This window comes from Streptomyces sp. NPDC102514, from assembly GCF_055584525.1.
The window spans coordinates 41,530-54,588 of the sequence record NZ_JBVJLW010000020.1 but is presented as its reverse complement, the minus strand read 5'-3'; the positions used below and the strand labels follow the sequence as shown (position 1 = coordinate 54,588).

Sequence of the window (13,059 nt, the reverse complement as noted above, 5' to 3'; positions counted from 1 at the left end):
GTTGTGCGTTACGACGTTGTGCCTTACGACGACGGCGTGTGGCGCAAGGCCCGTACACCGCGCAACCCGATGCCCCCGACAACCGTCCCCAAGACAAAGGAGACAACGGCGAGCGTCAGGTGCACCCAGAAGTACCCGGTCGGATCGCCCGCGTCGTCGAAGGCGAGCCCGCTGCCGTCCTTCCAGAGATTTTTGATGAAAGTGACCCAAATGACCCAGCTCCACACCCCGAAGGCGAGCAGGAACCAGGAGACGGGACGGCTGAGCTTCATGGGTTCAGTATCGCCGTCCTCGAACGGAACCGGCGCCCGGGGTGGGTCCGACCACGGCACACGGCACGGTGGCGGAAAAGCCCCTGGCGGAAAGGGCCCCGATGAGGAGGCCCCGGCGACTTCCCTCCCCACGCCCTGTACGTTCTCGACCGTGCCCGCCATGAAAAAGACCGCCAAGTCCTCCTTGCTGGTCACCTCCGCCACCCTGTTGTCGTTCTCGCTCGCGCTCACGGCGACGGCCACCGCGCCCGCCGCCGCAGCCGCTGCCGCCTTCGCGGCGGACAAGCCGAAGCCGAGCCCGTCGGCCAGCCCCTCGGCCACCCCACCGGCGGACATGTCGTCCGTGGGCGGCGCCCTGCTCGCGCAGCCCGGGACGCAGGCGAACCTCGGCACCGGAGCGCCGGTCCTCCCGAAGGATCTGAGCGCCCGCTCCTGGATCGTCGCGGACGCCGAGTCCGGCGATGTCCTCGCCTCGCACAACGCGCACTGGCGGCTGCCTCCGGCGAGCACCCTGAAGATGCTGTTCGCCGACACCGTGCTGCCCAAGTTCCCCAAGAAGCAGAAGCACAAGGTCGTCCCGGCGGACCTGGCGGGCATCGGCTCGGGCTCCAGCATGGTGGGCGTCAAGGAGGACGAGACGTACACGGTCCACGATCTGTGGCTCGGTGTCTTCCTTCGCTCCGGCAACGACGCCGTGCACGTCCTGTCCGCGATGAACGGCGGCGTCGACCAGACCGTCGAGGACATGAACGCGCGCGCCGAGGAACTCCAGGCGCTCGACACGAACGTGGTCAGCCCGGACGGCTACGACGAGAAGCGCCAGGTGTCGTCGGCGTACGACCTGACCTTGTTCGCCCGCTCCGGCCTGCAGAACGAGGACTTCCGGGAGTACTGCTCGACGGTCCGCGCGAAGTTCCCCGGCGAGACCAGGAAGAACAAGAAGGGCAAGACCACCCGCGGGTCCTTCGAGATCCAGAACACCAACCGGCTACTGACGGGCGACTACGGCCTCGACGCCTACCAGGGCATTGCGGGTGTGAAGAACGGCAACACCACGAACGCGGGCGCGACCTTCACCGGGGTCGCCGAGCGCGACGGCCGGGTGCTGCTCGTCACGGTCATGAACCCGGAGAAGCAGGAGCACGACGAGGTCTACAAGGAGACCGCCAAGCTCCTCGACTGGGGCTTCAAGGCCTCGGGCAAGGTCACCCCGGTGGGCGAGCTGGTGCCGCCGAAGAGCGCGGACACGGGCGCGCAGCCGGGCGCGAACGCCTCCGGTGAGGCGGGCGGTTCGGGTGACGGCGGGGGCAAGTCGAAGACGGTGGCCGCCGCGTCGAAGGCGGACGGTTCGGGCGGTGTCGGGATCGCCCTGGCGATCACCGGCGGCGTCCTCGCCCTGCTCGCCGCCGGTGTCTTCCTGATCAACCGCCGCTGGCCGCTGCCGGAGCTGATGCGTCGCCGCCGTTGAGGTCCGCGGAGTCGTCCGTCCCGGCCGGCTCCGCCGTCTCCTTGTGCTCCGTCGCCGTCCAGGACGCGCAGAAGAGCAGCAGCTTGGACGTGAAGTTGATCCACAGCAGCAGCGCGACGGGCACCCCGAACGCCCCGTACATGCTCTTCGCCGCGACTCCCTGGATGTAGCCGCTGAGCAGCAGTTTCAGCAGCTCGAACCCGGCGGCGCCGATCAGCGCGGCGACGACGAGGCGGCGCCGCTCGGGCTGGACGCCGGGGAGCAGCGTCAGGACGTACAGGAGCAGCAGGAAGGCGGCGAGGACGGCCACGGCGAACGCGGCCACCCGCAGCAGCACCCCGCCCCAGCCGCCCTCGTCGATGCCGAGCTGCCGGGTGGTCCAGCCCACGGCGGTCGACGCGAGGGTGGACGCGGCGATCGTGACGAGCGCGGCGCCGCCGAGGCCGACGAGTACGCCGCCGTCCACGAGCTTGCGCAGGATCGGGTTCTCCTCCTCGTCCGGCAGCTCCCAGACCGCGCGCAGGCACTCGCGCATCGAGCCGACCCAGCCGATGCCGGTGAACAGCAGCAGGGCGCCCGCGATGAGTCCGACGGTGCCCGCGTTGTCGACGAGGGCACCGATGTCGAGCTGTTCGGCGATGCCGGGGATCTGCTCGGCGATCTTGTCCTCAAGCGTCTTCACCCCTTTCTCGTCGAGGGTCGCGGCGGCGATCGCGGCGGCCACGGTGATCAGCGGGAAGAGCGCGATGAAGCTGATGAAGGTCATCGCGGCGGCGAGCCGCGTCCACTTCACCCGGTCCAGCCGTTCGTACGAGCGCCAGGCGTGCGTGAGCATCAGCCGTGCGACCAACGGGCCCACGACGGGGAGCTTTTTCAGCCAGTCCATGATCCGACTCTGCCCTCGCCTCGGAAAACCAATGTCCTCGTACCCCAAAAGCGCAGGACCGTGGCGAGCGCCATGCCGATTCCCGCGCCCGACACGGTGTCCGCGCGCGGGGAGGTGAGCCCGAGTCCGTAGTGGCTCACGAGGATGCACAGCAGCTGTACCAGGGCGCCCGCGATGTTCACTCCGAAGAAGATCCCGTACTGGAGCAGGCTCGTGGTCGTGTGCCGGTACGTACCCAGCGCGTTGCCCGCGTACGCGACCGAGCAGCCCGCCACGAACGACAGGGCCTTGGCGGTCAGCGGGTCGAGCCCGGCCGGGCCGCGCAGCCAGAGGAAGAGGGCGAGGTCGGCGGCGTACGCGAGGAGGCCCGCGGCGGCGAAGCCGAGCAGTTCCCTGCGGTGCGGCCGGGTCACCAGTTGGCCACCGCCAGGCCGTACATGGCGAGCCATGCCACGCCGATGAGGGCGAGCGCGCGGTCGCGCAGGACCACGTCCTCGGGTTCGCCCGCGGTGCCCCGGTCGGCGAAGACCGCGTACCGCAGGACGGCGAGGATGAAGGCGACCATCGACAGCTGCCGCCAGGGCAGCACGCTGGTGTGCGGCAGGCCGCCCTCCTCCAGGGCCCACAGGCAGTAGCCGAGGACGGCTACGGAGGCGGCGAGCTGCCAGACGAAGCGCAGGTAGCCGACGGTGTACTCGGTGAGCAGCGCGCGCGTGGCGCCCGCTTTCCCGGCCATCTGGACGGCTTCGGAGTAGCGCTTGGCGGACACCATGAACAGCGCGCCGAAGCCGGTGGTGATCAGAAACCAGCGCGACAGCGGGATGCCGAGCGCGAGCCCGCCGATCATGGCCCGCATCAGGAACCCGGTGGTCACCACGGCGAGATCGACGACCAGGACGTGCTTGAGGCTGATGCAGTACGCGAACTGCATCCCCAGGTAGGCGGTGAGCAGCGCCGAGGTGAGCGGCGAGCACACGAAGGCGGCCACGGTCGGGGCGACGACGGCGAGAACGATCCCTACGGAGTAGGCGACCGGGACGGGCACCACGCCCGCGGCGACCGGCCGGTGGCGCTTGACCGGGTGGGCGCGGTCGGCGTCGGCGTCGCGTGCGTCGTTGACGAGGTAGACACTCGCCGCGCAGGCCGTGAACAGGACGAAGACCAGGGCGACCTGGATGAGGGCGTGCCGTGAGAAGAGTTCGCCGGCGGCGGCCGGGGCGGCGACGACGAGGACGTTCTTGACCCACTGTTTCGGACGGGCGGTCCTGATGATCCCCTTCAGGAGGCCACTTTTCGGCGGGGCGGGCCGCTCTCCCCGTGTCCCCTCCGCGGTACCCGGGCTCCCCGGACTCTTCGCACTCCCCAGAAGGACCGTCTCAGCCATGGTCACGGCCTCCTGTCATCCAGCGGGCGCCCAGCCGGGCCGTCACCGCGCCGAGGGCGGCGCCCGCGGCGACGTCCGAGGGGTAGTGGACGCCGACGACCACCCGCGACACGCACATCGCGGCGGCCAGCGCGGGCACCACGCGCGCGCCGAGCGCGCCGAAGGCCACGGCGGCGGCCACCGCGGACGTGGCGTGCGAGCTGGGGAAGGAGTGCCGGCCCGCGGTGCGGACCAGCGGCTCGACATGGCCGGGACGCGGACGGCGTACGAGCCGTTTCACGCCCATGCTGGCGAGGTGCGCGCCCGCGGTCAGGGCCGTGCCGCGCAGCCAGGCGCCGCGCCGCTCCCGGTCGGCGGCGGCTCCCGCGAGGCCCGCCGCGAGCCACAGCGCGCCGTGCTCGCCTACCAGGGACAGGGTCCGCGCGGCGGCGGCGACTCCGGGTCCCGTGCCGCGTGCGTGGAGGGCCGTGAGGATCCGGTGGTCCAGGTCAGGGCGCTCGTCGTGGTGGTCCATGGGGACTCACTGTTCACGTCAACAGGGCTACAGCTCCGGCAATATTGAGCGACATCCCATTAATCACCCATTTCGGGGAGGAAAGGGATGTAAGTGGATGTTAGGTAACTAAAGGCAACTTCCGCTCGATACGGTCACTGGTATGCCTACCGACACGGTTTCCGTCACGGGGTGGGGCCGCACCGCTCCCACCGCAGCCCGCCTGGTGCGCCCCCGTTCGTACGAGGAGGCCGTGGCGGCCGTCCGTGACTGCGGGGCCCGGGGAGGCATCGCCCGGGGCCTGGGACGGGCGTACGGGGACGCGGCGCAGAACGCGGGCGGGGCCGTGTTCGACATGACGGGGCTCGACAGCGTCCACGCGGTCGACGTGGACGGCGGGACCGTGCTGTGCGGCGCCGGTGTCTCCCTGCACCGCCTCATGGAAGTACTGCTGCCGCTGGGCTGGTTCGTGCCGGTGACGCCCGGGACCCGCTATGTGACGGTCGGCGGGGCGATCGGCGCGGACATCCACGGCAAGAACCACCATGTGTCCGGCTCGTTCGCCCGTCACGTCCTGTCCTTCGAACTGCTGACGGCCGACGGGCAGATCCGCATGGTGGACCGGGGAACGCCCCTGTTCGACGCCACGGCGGGCGGGATGGGCCTGACCGGCGTCATCCTGACGGCCACCGTCCGGCTGCAGCCCGTCGAGACGTCGTTGATGTCCGTCGACACGGAACGCGCCACGGACCTGGACGACTTGATGGCCCGCCTCACGGCCACCGACCACCGCTACCGCTACTCGGTCGCCTGGATCGACCTGCTGGCCCGGGGCGCGTCCATGGGCCGCTCGGTGCTGACCCGGGGCGACCATGCTCCCCTGGAGGCGCTGGACGGCCGCACACGCGCGCGTAGAGCCCCGCTGGAGTTCCGTCCGGGGCGTCTGCCCGCCGCGCCCTCCTTCGTCCCCGAGGGCCTGCTCGGCCGTACGACGGTGGGCCTCTTCAACGAGCTCTGGTACCGCAAGGCGCCCCGCGCGCGGGTGGGCGAACTCCAGCGGATGTCCACGTTCTTCCATCCGCTCGACGGCGTGCCGCACTGGAACCGCGTCTACGGACGCGGCGGTTTCGTGCAGTACCAGTTCGCCGTCGGCTACGGGCAGGAGGAGACCCTGCGCCGGATCGTGCAGCGCATCTCGCAGCGCCGCTGCCCGTCCTTCCTCGCCGTCCTCAAGCGGTTCGGCGAGGGCGACCCGGGCTGGCTGTCCTTCCCGATGCCCGGCTGGACCCTCGCCCTCGACATCCCCGCGAACCTGCCGGGACTCGGCGGCTTCCTCGACGAGCTGGACGCGGAGGTCGCCGCGGCCGACGGGCGGGTCTACCTCGCCAAGGACTCCCGGCTGCGGCCCGAACTGCTCACGGCGATGTATCCGCGGCTCGGCGAGTTCCGGGCGCTGCGCGAGGAGCTGGACCCGCGGTCCGTCTTCACCTCCGACCTGTCCCGGCGCCTCGGGCTCTGACGCCGGCCACCTGCCCTGTCGGCCCTCTTCCCATAGGAGTTCGGTCCCATGAAGGACGCCTTCGGCATCCCCCAGTCCCTGCTCGTCCTCGGCGGCACGTCCGAGATCGGGCTCGCCACCGCACGGCGGCTGATCACGCGCCGCACCCGCACGGTGTGGCTCGCCGGCCGCCCCTCCCCCGGCCTGGAATCGGCCGCCTCAGGGTTGCGGGAACTCGGCGCGGACGTCCGTACCGTCGACTTCGACGCGCTCGACCCGGACGCCCACGAGGCGGCCCTCGGCAAGGTGTTCGCCGAGGGCGACATCGACATGGTCCTGCTCGCGTTCGGCGTCCTGGGCGACCAGTCGCACGACGAGAACGAGCCCGGCGCCGCGGTCCGGGTCGCCCAGACCAACTACACGGGCGCCGTGTCGTCGGGACTGGTGTGCGCGCGGGCGCTCCAGACGCAGGGCCACGGCTCCCTGGTGGTGCTCTCCTCGGTGGCGGGCGAGCGGGCCCGCCGCGCCAACTTCATCTACGGCTCCAGCAAGGCGGGCCTCGACGCGTTCACCCAGGGCCTGGGGGACGCGCTGTACGGCACGGGCGTCCACGTGATGGTCGTACGCCCCGGCTTCGTCCGTTCCAAGATGACGGAGGGCCTGGAGGAGGCCCCCCTCGCGACAACCCCCGAGGCGGTCGCCACAGCCATCGAGACGGGCCTGCGCCGCCGCTCCGAAACGGTGTGGGTACCGGGGGCACTCCGGGTGGTCATGTCGGCACTGCGGCACATCCCGCGGGGGGTTTTCCGCCGCCTGCCGCTGTAGCGGACGGGTCCTTGTCGGGGCTGCGCCCCTGCGGGGGCACCCCTTCAGGGGCGCGGGGAACTGCGCGACCAGCCACGACGGGCCCGCGGACGAGAACCCGACCTCAGGCCCCCGCCCCCGAGCGCCCCGTCAGCACGCCGGGAGCGGGCCCCGTTCCACGTGGGTCGCCTGAGGCGGTACGACCGCGCCTCCGAAAACGTAGTCGCGCAGCCTGCGCCACACGCCGTCGGGCCCCTGCTCATAGAGCGCGAAGCCGGTGCACGGCCAGTGCGCCTCGTACTCCGCCAGTTCCTCGAAAGCCCGGTCCATCGCCTCGTCGTCGATGCCGTGCGCCACCGTCACATGGGGGTGGTACGGGAACTGCAGCTCGCGCGCCACGGGCCCGGAGGCGTCCCTGACCTGCTTCTGCAGCCAGGTGCAGGCCTCGGCACCCTCGACCACCTGCACGAACACGACCGGGGACAGCGGACGGAACGTTCCCGTGCCGTTCAGCCGCATCGAGAAGGGGCGGCCGGCCGCCGCGACCTCCACGAGATGCGTCTCGATCGCGGGCAGCGCCGACTGTTCGACCTCGGTCGGCGGCAGCAGCGTGACGTGGGTGGGAATGCCGGAAGCCGCGGGGTCGCCGAAGCCCGCGCGCCGCTCCTGGAGCAGGCTGCCGTGTGGCTCCGGGACCGCGATCGACACACCGATCGTTACGGTCCCCACGTCGTCTCCTGTCGTTGTGCCGGTGTTCTTTTCCACCGTGTCGGCGTTCCGGTCGGGCGAGGTCTGCCGCCGGTTCGGCTATCGACTGTACGGCGGTGCGGGCCCGTTCCGGATGTCGTGCCGGTGTTGTCCTGGTCTCGTCCCGGCGATCAGTGCTTGGCGGGGAGGAAACCCACCTTGTCGTACGCCTGGGCCAGCGTCTCCGCCGCGACCGCGCGAGCCTTCTCAGCTCCCTTGGCCAGGATCGAGTCGAGCGTCTCCGGGTCGTCCAGATACTGCTGGGTGCGCTCCCGGAAGGGCGTCACGAAGTCGACCATGACCTCCGCCAGGTCCGTCTTCAGCGCACCGTAGCCCTTGCCGACGTACTTCTGCTCCAGTTCCGCGATACCGGTGCCGGTGAGGGTGGAGTAGATGCTCAGCAGATTGCTGACGCCCGGCTTCTCCACGGGGTCGAACCTGATCACCGTGTCCGTGTCGGTGACCGCGCTCTTGACCTTCTTCGCGGTGGCCTTCGGCTCGTCGAGGAGGTTGATGAGGCCCTTCGGCGTCGACGCCGACTTGCTCATCTTGATCGCCGGGTCCTGAAGATCGAAGATCTTCGCCGTCTCCTTGAGGATGTACGGCTTCGGAACCGTGAACGTCTCCCCCAGGCGGCTGTTGAACCGCTCGGCGAGGTCACGCGTCAGCTCGATGTGCTGACGCTGGTCCTCGCCCACGGGGACCTCGTTGGCCTGGTACAGCAGGATGTCCGCGACCTGCAGGATCGGGTACGTGAAGAGGCCGACGGAGGCGCGGTCGGCGCCCTGCTTGGCGGACTTGTCCTTGAACTGGGTCATGCGGGCGGCCTCGCCGAAGCCGGTGAGGCAGTTCATGATCCACGCGAGCTGGGCGTGCTCGGGGACATGGCTCTGGACGAAGAGTGTGCAGCGCTCGGGGTCGAGCCCGGCGGCCAGCAGCTGAGCGGCGGCGAGCCGGGTGTTCGCGCGCAGGTCCGCGGGGTCCTGCGGGAGGGTGATCGCATGCAGGTCCACGACCATGTAGAAGGCGTCGTGGGACTCCTGCAGGGCCACCCACTGGCGGACGGCGCCGAGGTAGTTGCCGAGGTGGAACGAGCCTGCGGTGGGCTGGATTCCAGAGAGCACACGCAAATCAGACTGCGGCGCGGAGCCCCCCGTTTGAGGGCGGGGGTGGGAGACGGGCGGGCGGTCAGAAGCCATGCTCACCATTCTCTCAGGTGTCGGGGCCCACTCCGGAACTGGTCGGAAACAGGTGGGAACCGATCTGTCTCCGGCGGTGTAACAAGAGTGTGAGGACGAGCGTGGGGGCGCGGGAGGGGGGCCGCATCGTCGATGAGGACGCGGTCATCGCACGGGTGCGCGCCGGAGAGCCGGAGGCGTACGCGCAGCTGGTGCGTGCCCATACGGGCCTCGCGCTCAGGGCCGCCGCGGCGCTGGGTGCGGGGGCGGACGCGGAGGACGTGGTGCAGCAGGCCTTCTTCAAGGCCTACTGCTCGTTGGGGCGTTTTCGGGACGGCGCGGCGTTCAGGCCGTGGCTGCTCTCGATCGTCGCCAATGAGACGAGGAACACAGTGCGGACGGCGGTGCGCCAGCGGTCCCTGGCCGGCCGCGAGGCCGCGCTGGTGGAGGCCGAGCCGCTGATACCGGAATCGGCGGACCCGGCGACCGCGGCGCTGGAGACCGAGCGCAGGACGGCGCTGCTGACCGCCCTGGAGAGCCTCGGCGAGGAGCACCGCCTGGTCGTCACCTACCGCTATCTGCTGGAGATGGACGAGTCGGAGACGGCCCAGGCCCTGGGCTGGCCGCGCGGGACGGTGAAGTCCCGGCTCAACCGCGCCCTGAGAAAGCTGAGCAGACTCCTCCCGGACTTCGAACCACCCCGGGAACGGCCCGGGGACGAGGAGAGGCGGGAGGCGCTGGGGACGCGGCGGGGGCTGGGAAAGCAGCGGGCGCCGCAGGATCAGGGGTCACGGAGAGGAGGTGATGAGCATGAGTGAGCGGTACGAGGACGGGGGCGGCGAAGTCTCCGGTGACGGGGGGCGGCATGGGCAGGAGCAGGGGCAGGGGCAGGGGCAGCGCGACGGGTTCGGGAGTGGGAGTGGGCCCGGGATTGAGCGCGAGCGTGTCTCGCGGTTGACGGAGGAGTTGCGGGCGCTCGGGCGGTCGATGGACCGGCCCGGGGACCCGGGCGGCGAGTCGATGGTCGAGCGGGTGCTGGAGCAGATACTCGCCGAGCGGGTGCCGCCCCCGGTGACCGAGCCGCCGACCCCGGCCGAGCGGCTGCGGGTGATGCGCCGCTGGGTGCGGTCACGCGGGCGCGTGCTGAGCGCGGGTCTGTGCGGTCTGCTGACGGTCCTCGTGCTCACGCCTCCGGTGCGCGCCGCGGTCGTCGACTGGTTCGACTTCGCCGGGGTCGAGGTGCGGCACGACCCTTCGGTGAAGCCGTCGCCCGGCGCGGAGGTGCCCGGCTGCACAGGCCCGTCGCTCACGCTCGCCGAGGCCGGGCGGCGGGCCGGGTTCGCACCCCGCACGCCGCCCGCCCTCGGGCCTCCGGACGCGGTGACGGTGGCCCGGGAGCCGAAGGAGCGGTTCCTGGTGAGCCTGTGCTGGCGCAAGCGGGGGCACACGATCCGGCTCGACGAGTACGCGGCGTCCCTGAGCCCCGGCTTCGCGAAGGTCGTGCCGAAGCCGCCGGAGTACGTCCCGCTGGACGAGGACGCGGAATTCGCCGGCGGCCGGGCGCTGTGGTTCTCCGAGCCGCATCTGCTGCGGCTCTGGCTGGTGGACTCGGACGGCGACTTCACCCGCTCCGTCCGGACCGCCGGGCCCACGCTGCTGTGGACACACCGGGGTGACACGACGCTCCGGCTGGAGGGCGTGGCGTCGAAGACACGGGCGGTGGAGATCGCGCGGTCGTTGGAGCGGGAGCGGGAGCGGGGCCTCGAGCGGGAGCGGGAGTAAGGGTCTGCCGGGTCGGATTTTTGGTGGACGCGGAGTGGGAACCCCGGCGGGTCGGGCGGTGTACCAGAAGTGACAGACGGTCGCGGGCGGATCGCACCGGGCCGTGGGGGGTGGCGCTGGCGGGCGCGGGCGCCGGGGAGCTGGGGCGGGGCAGGGATGCGAGGAGGGGTGGGGATGCGAGGAGGAGTGGGCACAGGGTGGCCGGGGCCGGGGCCGGGGCCGGGGCCGGGGCCGGGGCTGGGGCTGGGGCTGGGGCTGAGCGATGGTTGAGGGGGCGGTCCGGCCGGGGACGGGGATGGCTGTCGTCGCCGCGTTCAGAGTGGTCGTGGCGGTCACCGCTGTCGGCGCGTTTGGCGCGGTCGCCGTCGTCGTCGGCGCCGCGCTCGCCATGGTCGTCGTGTTCGGGGCGGCTCGGGCTCAGGCGGCTGTCCCGGGCGCGGAAGGCGGCTCGCCGAATCTCGCGGTCGTCGTGGCGGGCGACGGTACGGGACGGACCACGAGCGTGCGGTCCGGGGAGCCGGACTTCGCCCGGCTCTGGCAGTTGACGGGGCCGACGGCCACCGGCACGGAGAAGGTCCCGCAGGACTGGCTCGAAGGGCGTTACCCCGCCGTGCGGGCCACGGTCGTCTGGGGGACGACCGGAGTGGGCGGCTGGCCGGAGACGGACCGTGCTCCCGGGGGCGACATCTTCATGGGCCGCCAGGACCAGGTGTTCCTCGCGAAGGACGGCACACCCTGGATCCGGTCCGACCCGGCACTCGATGTGAACGACGACGACATCCGCTGGCACCGGGCGCCCCGGTCGGTCTATGACCACTTGCGGCAACGGGAGTTGTTCGGCTCCGGACCCGTCGTGGGTGGAGGGTCCCGTTCCGGGGACCGGGCGTGGTGGGCGGCGCCGGGGGTCACGACGGGCCTGGCGGCGGGGATCGTCCTCGGCTCCGGCGGCACTCTGCTGATACGCCGCGCGGCGGCCGGGCGTGAGCCGGGGCCGCCGCGGGAGTCACGACAGGAACTGATCGACTTGTGAGTCGACCGGCCGGGGTCGGATGACCGGGGCCGGGTGGCCAGGGCCGGCCGGGCCCCGGTGGCCGGGGACTCAGCCGAGGTCGATCTCCGGGTACAGCGGGAAGCCGGTGAGGAGGTCGGTCGCGCGGTGGGAGATCTCGTCCGCGATCTTCGGGTCGAGGATGTGCTGGGCCTTGGAGGGGGCGCCCTTCTTGGTGGTGCCCGGTTCCGTGGTGGTGAGGACGCGGTCGATGAGGCCCGCGATCTCGTCCATCTCGGTGGCCCCGAGGCCCCGGGTGGTCAGCGCGGGCGTGCCGATCCGGATGCCCGAGGTGTACCAGGCGCCGTTCGGGTCGGCGGGGATCGCGTTGCGGTTGGTGACGATGCCCGAGTCGAGCAGGGCCGACTCGGCCTGGCGGCCGGTGAGGCCGTAGGAGGAGGCGACATCGATGAGGTTGAGGTGATTGTCCGTGCCGCCGGTGACCAGCGTGGCACCGCGCCGCATCAGGCCCTCGGCGAGGGCGCGGGCGTTGTCGACGACGGCCTGGGCGTAGTCGCGGAACTCGGGGCGGCGGGCCTCGGCGAGGGCGACGGCCTTGGCGGCCATGACGTGCGGAAGGGGGCCGCCGAGGACCATCGGGCAGCCGCGGTCGACCTGGTCGGCGAGCGAGGAGTCGCACAGGACCATGCCGCCGCGCGGGCCGCGCAGCGACTTGTGGGTGGTCGTGGTGACGATCTGGGCGTGCGGTACCGGGTCGAAGTCCCCGGTGAGGACCTTGCCGGCGACGAGACCGGCGAAGTGGGCCATGTCGACCATGAGCGTGGCACCGACCTCGTCGGCGATCTCGCGCATGATCCGGAAGTTCACGAGACGGGGGTAGGCGGAGTAGCCGGCGACGATGATCATCGGCTTGAACTCGCGGGCCGTGGCGCGCAGGGCCTCGTAGTCGATGAGGCCGGTGGTGGGGTCGGTGCTGTAGGAGCGCTGGTCGAACATCTTGCCGGAGATGTTCGGGCGGAAGCCGTGGGTGAGGTGGCCGCCGGCGTCCAGGGACATGCCGAGCATGCGCTGGTTGCCGAAGGCCTGGCGCAGCTCGGCCCAGTCGGCCTCGGAGAGGTCGTTGACGTTGCGGACGCCGGCCTTCTCCAGGGCGGGGGCCTCGATGCGCTGGGCGAGGACGGCCCAGAAGGCGACGAGGTTGGCGTCGATGCCGGAGTGCGGCTGGGCGTAGGCGTGCTCGGCGCCGAAGAGCTCGCGGGCGTGCTCGGCCGCGAGGGCCTCGACGGTGTCCACGTTGCGACAGCCGGCGTAGAAGCGGCGGCCGACGGTGCCTTCCGCGTACTTGTCGCTGAACCAGTTGCCCATCGCGAGGAGGGTGGCCGGAGAGGCGTAGTTCTCGGAGGCGATCAGCTTGAGCATCTCGCGCTGGTCGGCGACCTCCTGCCCGATGGCGTCGGCGATCCGGGGTTCGACGGCACGGATCACTTCGAGGGCACTGCGGAAGGCGGTGGATTCGGTGGAAAGGGGCTCTGGCATGA

General features: G+C 71.4%; 14 protein-coding genes. 6 read left to right on the top strand and 8 right to left on the bottom strand.

The genetic code is table 11. The annotated features are described in order from the left end of the window. Window positions 1-23: 23 nt before the first annotated feature. Window positions 24-272, bottom strand: coding sequence for an SCO4848 family membrane protein (locus ACZ60E_RS37865; protein WP_384800277.1), 249 nt, complete (start codon window positions 270-272; stop codon window positions 24-26). A 151-nt stretch (window positions 273-423) separates the two neighbouring features. Here ACZ60E_RS37865 and ACZ60E_RS37860 point away from each other — a divergent pair, with 151 nt between their 5' ends. Then, entirely contained in the window at window positions 424-1,740 is a 1,317-nt protein-coding gene (locus ACZ60E_RS37860) for a D-alanyl-D-alanine carboxypeptidase family protein (protein WP_385834249.1), read from the top strand. On the opposite strand, the gene ACZ60E_RS37855 is transcribed toward ACZ60E_RS37860, so the two are convergent. The 4 genes from ACZ60E_RS37855 to ACZ60E_RS37840 are packed head-to-tail and all read right to left on the bottom strand — an operon-like array spanning window position 1,694 to window position 4,524. Next, on the bottom strand, window positions 1,694-2,626 hold the full coding sequence (locus tag ACZ60E_RS37855) for a YihY/virulence factor BrkB family protein (RefSeq protein WP_384800283.1): 933 nt from the start codon (window positions 2,624-2,626) through the stop codon (window positions 1,694-1,696). The genes ACZ60E_RS37860 and ACZ60E_RS37855 overlap by 47 nt on opposite strands. Beyond that, window positions 2,614-3,075, bottom strand: a complete 462-nt coding sequence (locus tag ACZ60E_RS37850; RefSeq protein ID WP_385834247.1) for a GtrA family protein — start codon at window positions 3,073-3,075, stop codon at window positions 2,614-2,616. Before ACZ60E_RS37850 ends, ACZ60E_RS37855 begins: the two co-directional genes overlap by 13 nt. Beyond that, window positions 3,036-4,010, bottom strand: a complete 975-nt coding sequence (locus ACZ60E_RS37845) for a decaprenyl-phosphate phosphoribosyltransferase (protein WP_453791970.1) — start codon at window positions 4,008-4,010, stop codon at window positions 3,036-3,038. Before ACZ60E_RS37845 ends, ACZ60E_RS37850 begins: the two co-directional genes overlap by 40 nt. After that, window positions 4,003-4,524, bottom strand: a complete 522-nt coding sequence (locus tag ACZ60E_RS37840; RefSeq protein ID WP_384800290.1) for a phosphatase PAP2 family protein — start codon at window positions 4,522-4,524, stop codon at window positions 4,003-4,005. The genes ACZ60E_RS37845 and ACZ60E_RS37840 overlap by 8 nt, the downstream gene beginning before the upstream one ends. A gap of 142 nt (window positions 4,525-4,666) precedes the next feature. On the opposite strand from ACZ60E_RS37840, the gene ACZ60E_RS37835 reads away from it, so the two are divergent. Continuing rightward, the gene (locus tag ACZ60E_RS37835) at window positions 4,667-6,022 is read left to right on the top strand and encodes an FAD-binding protein (protein ID WP_385834245.1); all 1,356 of its coding nucleotides are present in this window, start codon (window positions 4,667-4,669) and stop codon (window positions 6,020-6,022) included. A 48-nt stretch (window positions 6,023-6,070) separates the two neighbouring features. Continuing rightward, window positions 6,071-6,826: a decaprenylphospho-beta-D-erythro-pentofuranosid-2-ulose 2-reductase gene (locus ACZ60E_RS37830; RefSeq protein ID WP_384800296.1), complete on the top strand. Its 756-nt coding sequence runs from the start codon at window positions 6,071-6,073 to the stop codon at window positions 6,824-6,826. 129 nt (window positions 6,827-6,955) lie between these two features. Here the strand turns inward: ACZ60E_RS37830 and ACZ60E_RS37825 are convergent, their stop codons facing one another. Continuing rightward, complete coding sequence (locus ACZ60E_RS37825; RefSeq protein WP_384800304.1) at window positions 6,956-7,534, bottom strand: 2'-5' RNA ligase family protein; 579 nt, start codon at window positions 7,532-7,534, stop codon at window positions 6,956-6,958. Between the two features lie 149 nt (window positions 7,535-7,683). Continuing rightward, a complete protein-coding gene (gene trpS / locus ACZ60E_RS37820; protein WP_469446460.1) occupies window positions 7,684-8,676 on the bottom strand; it encodes a tryptophan--tRNA ligase in 993 nt (330 codons plus the stop codon). A gap of 176 nt (window positions 8,677-8,852) precedes the next feature. Between trpS and ACZ60E_RS37815 the strand changes: the two genes are divergently transcribed. The 3 genes from ACZ60E_RS37815 (at window position 8,853) to ACZ60E_RS37805 (ending at window position 11,542) form a co-directional block, all read left to right on the top strand. Continuing rightward, on the top strand, window positions 8,853-9,548 hold the full coding sequence (locus ACZ60E_RS37815) for an RNA polymerase sigma factor (RefSeq protein ID WP_469446458.1): 696 nt from the start codon (window positions 8,853-8,855) through the stop codon (window positions 9,546-9,548). Then, window positions 9,541-10,512 (top strand): hypothetical protein, encoded by a 972-nt coding sequence (locus tag ACZ60E_RS37810; RefSeq protein WP_469446457.1) that lies wholly within the window; start codon window positions 9,541-9,543, stop codon window positions 10,510-10,512. Before ACZ60E_RS37815 ends, ACZ60E_RS37810 begins: the two co-directional genes overlap by 8 nt. A gap of 388 nt (window positions 10,513-10,900) precedes the next feature. Further along, entirely contained in the window at window positions 10,901-11,542 is a 642-nt protein-coding gene (locus tag ACZ60E_RS37805) for a hypothetical protein (protein ID WP_469446574.1), read from the top strand. A 69-nt stretch (window positions 11,543-11,611) separates the two neighbouring features. Here the strand turns inward: ACZ60E_RS37805 and ACZ60E_RS37800 are convergent, their stop codons facing one another. Further along, a complete protein-coding gene (locus ACZ60E_RS37800; RefSeq protein WP_469446455.1) occupies window positions 11,612-13,057 on the bottom strand; it encodes a glycine hydroxymethyltransferase in 1,446 nt (481 codons plus the stop codon). Window positions 13,058-13,059: the final 2 nt, after the last annotated feature.

Coding starts and splice junctions, on each gene's coding strand:
- ACZ60E_RS37865 (WP_384800277.1), bottom strand. CDS start 272: ATGAAGCTCAGCCGTCCCGTCTCCTGGTTCCTGCTCGCCTTCGGGGTG.
- ACZ60E_RS37855 (WP_384800283.1), bottom strand. CDS start 2,626: ATGGACTGGCTGAAAAAGCTCCCCGTCGTGGGCCCGTTGGTCGCACGG.
- ACZ60E_RS37850 (WP_385834247.1), bottom strand. CDS start 3,075: ATGGCTCGCCATGTACGGCCTGGCGGTGGCCAACTGGTGACCCGGCCG.
- ACZ60E_RS37845 (WP_453791970.1), bottom strand. CDS start 4,010: ATGGCTGAGACGGTCCTTCTGGGGAGTGCGAAGAGTCCGGGGAGCCCG.
- ACZ60E_RS37840 (WP_384800290.1), bottom strand. CDS start 4,524: ATGGACCACCACGACGAGCGCCCTGACCTGGACCACCGGATCCTCACG.
- ACZ60E_RS37835 (WP_385834245.1), top strand. CDS start 4,667: ATGCCTACCGACACGGTTTCCGTCACGGGGTGGGGCCGCACCGCTCCC.
- ACZ60E_RS37830 (WP_384800296.1), top strand. CDS start 6,071: ATGAAGGACGCCTTCGGCATCCCCCAGTCCCTGCTCGTCCTCGGCGGC.
- ACZ60E_RS37810 (WP_469446457.1), top strand. CDS start 9,541: ATGAGTGAGCGGTACGAGGACGGGGGCGGCGAAGTCTCCGGTGACGGG.
- ACZ60E_RS37805 (WP_469446574.1), top strand. CDS start 10,901: ATGGTCGTCGTGTTCGGGGCGGCTCGGGCTCAGGCGGCTGTCCCGGGC.
- ACZ60E_RS37800 (WP_469446455.1), bottom strand. CDS start 13,057: ATGCCAGAGCCCCTTTCCACCGAATCCACCGCCTTCCGCAGTGCCCTC.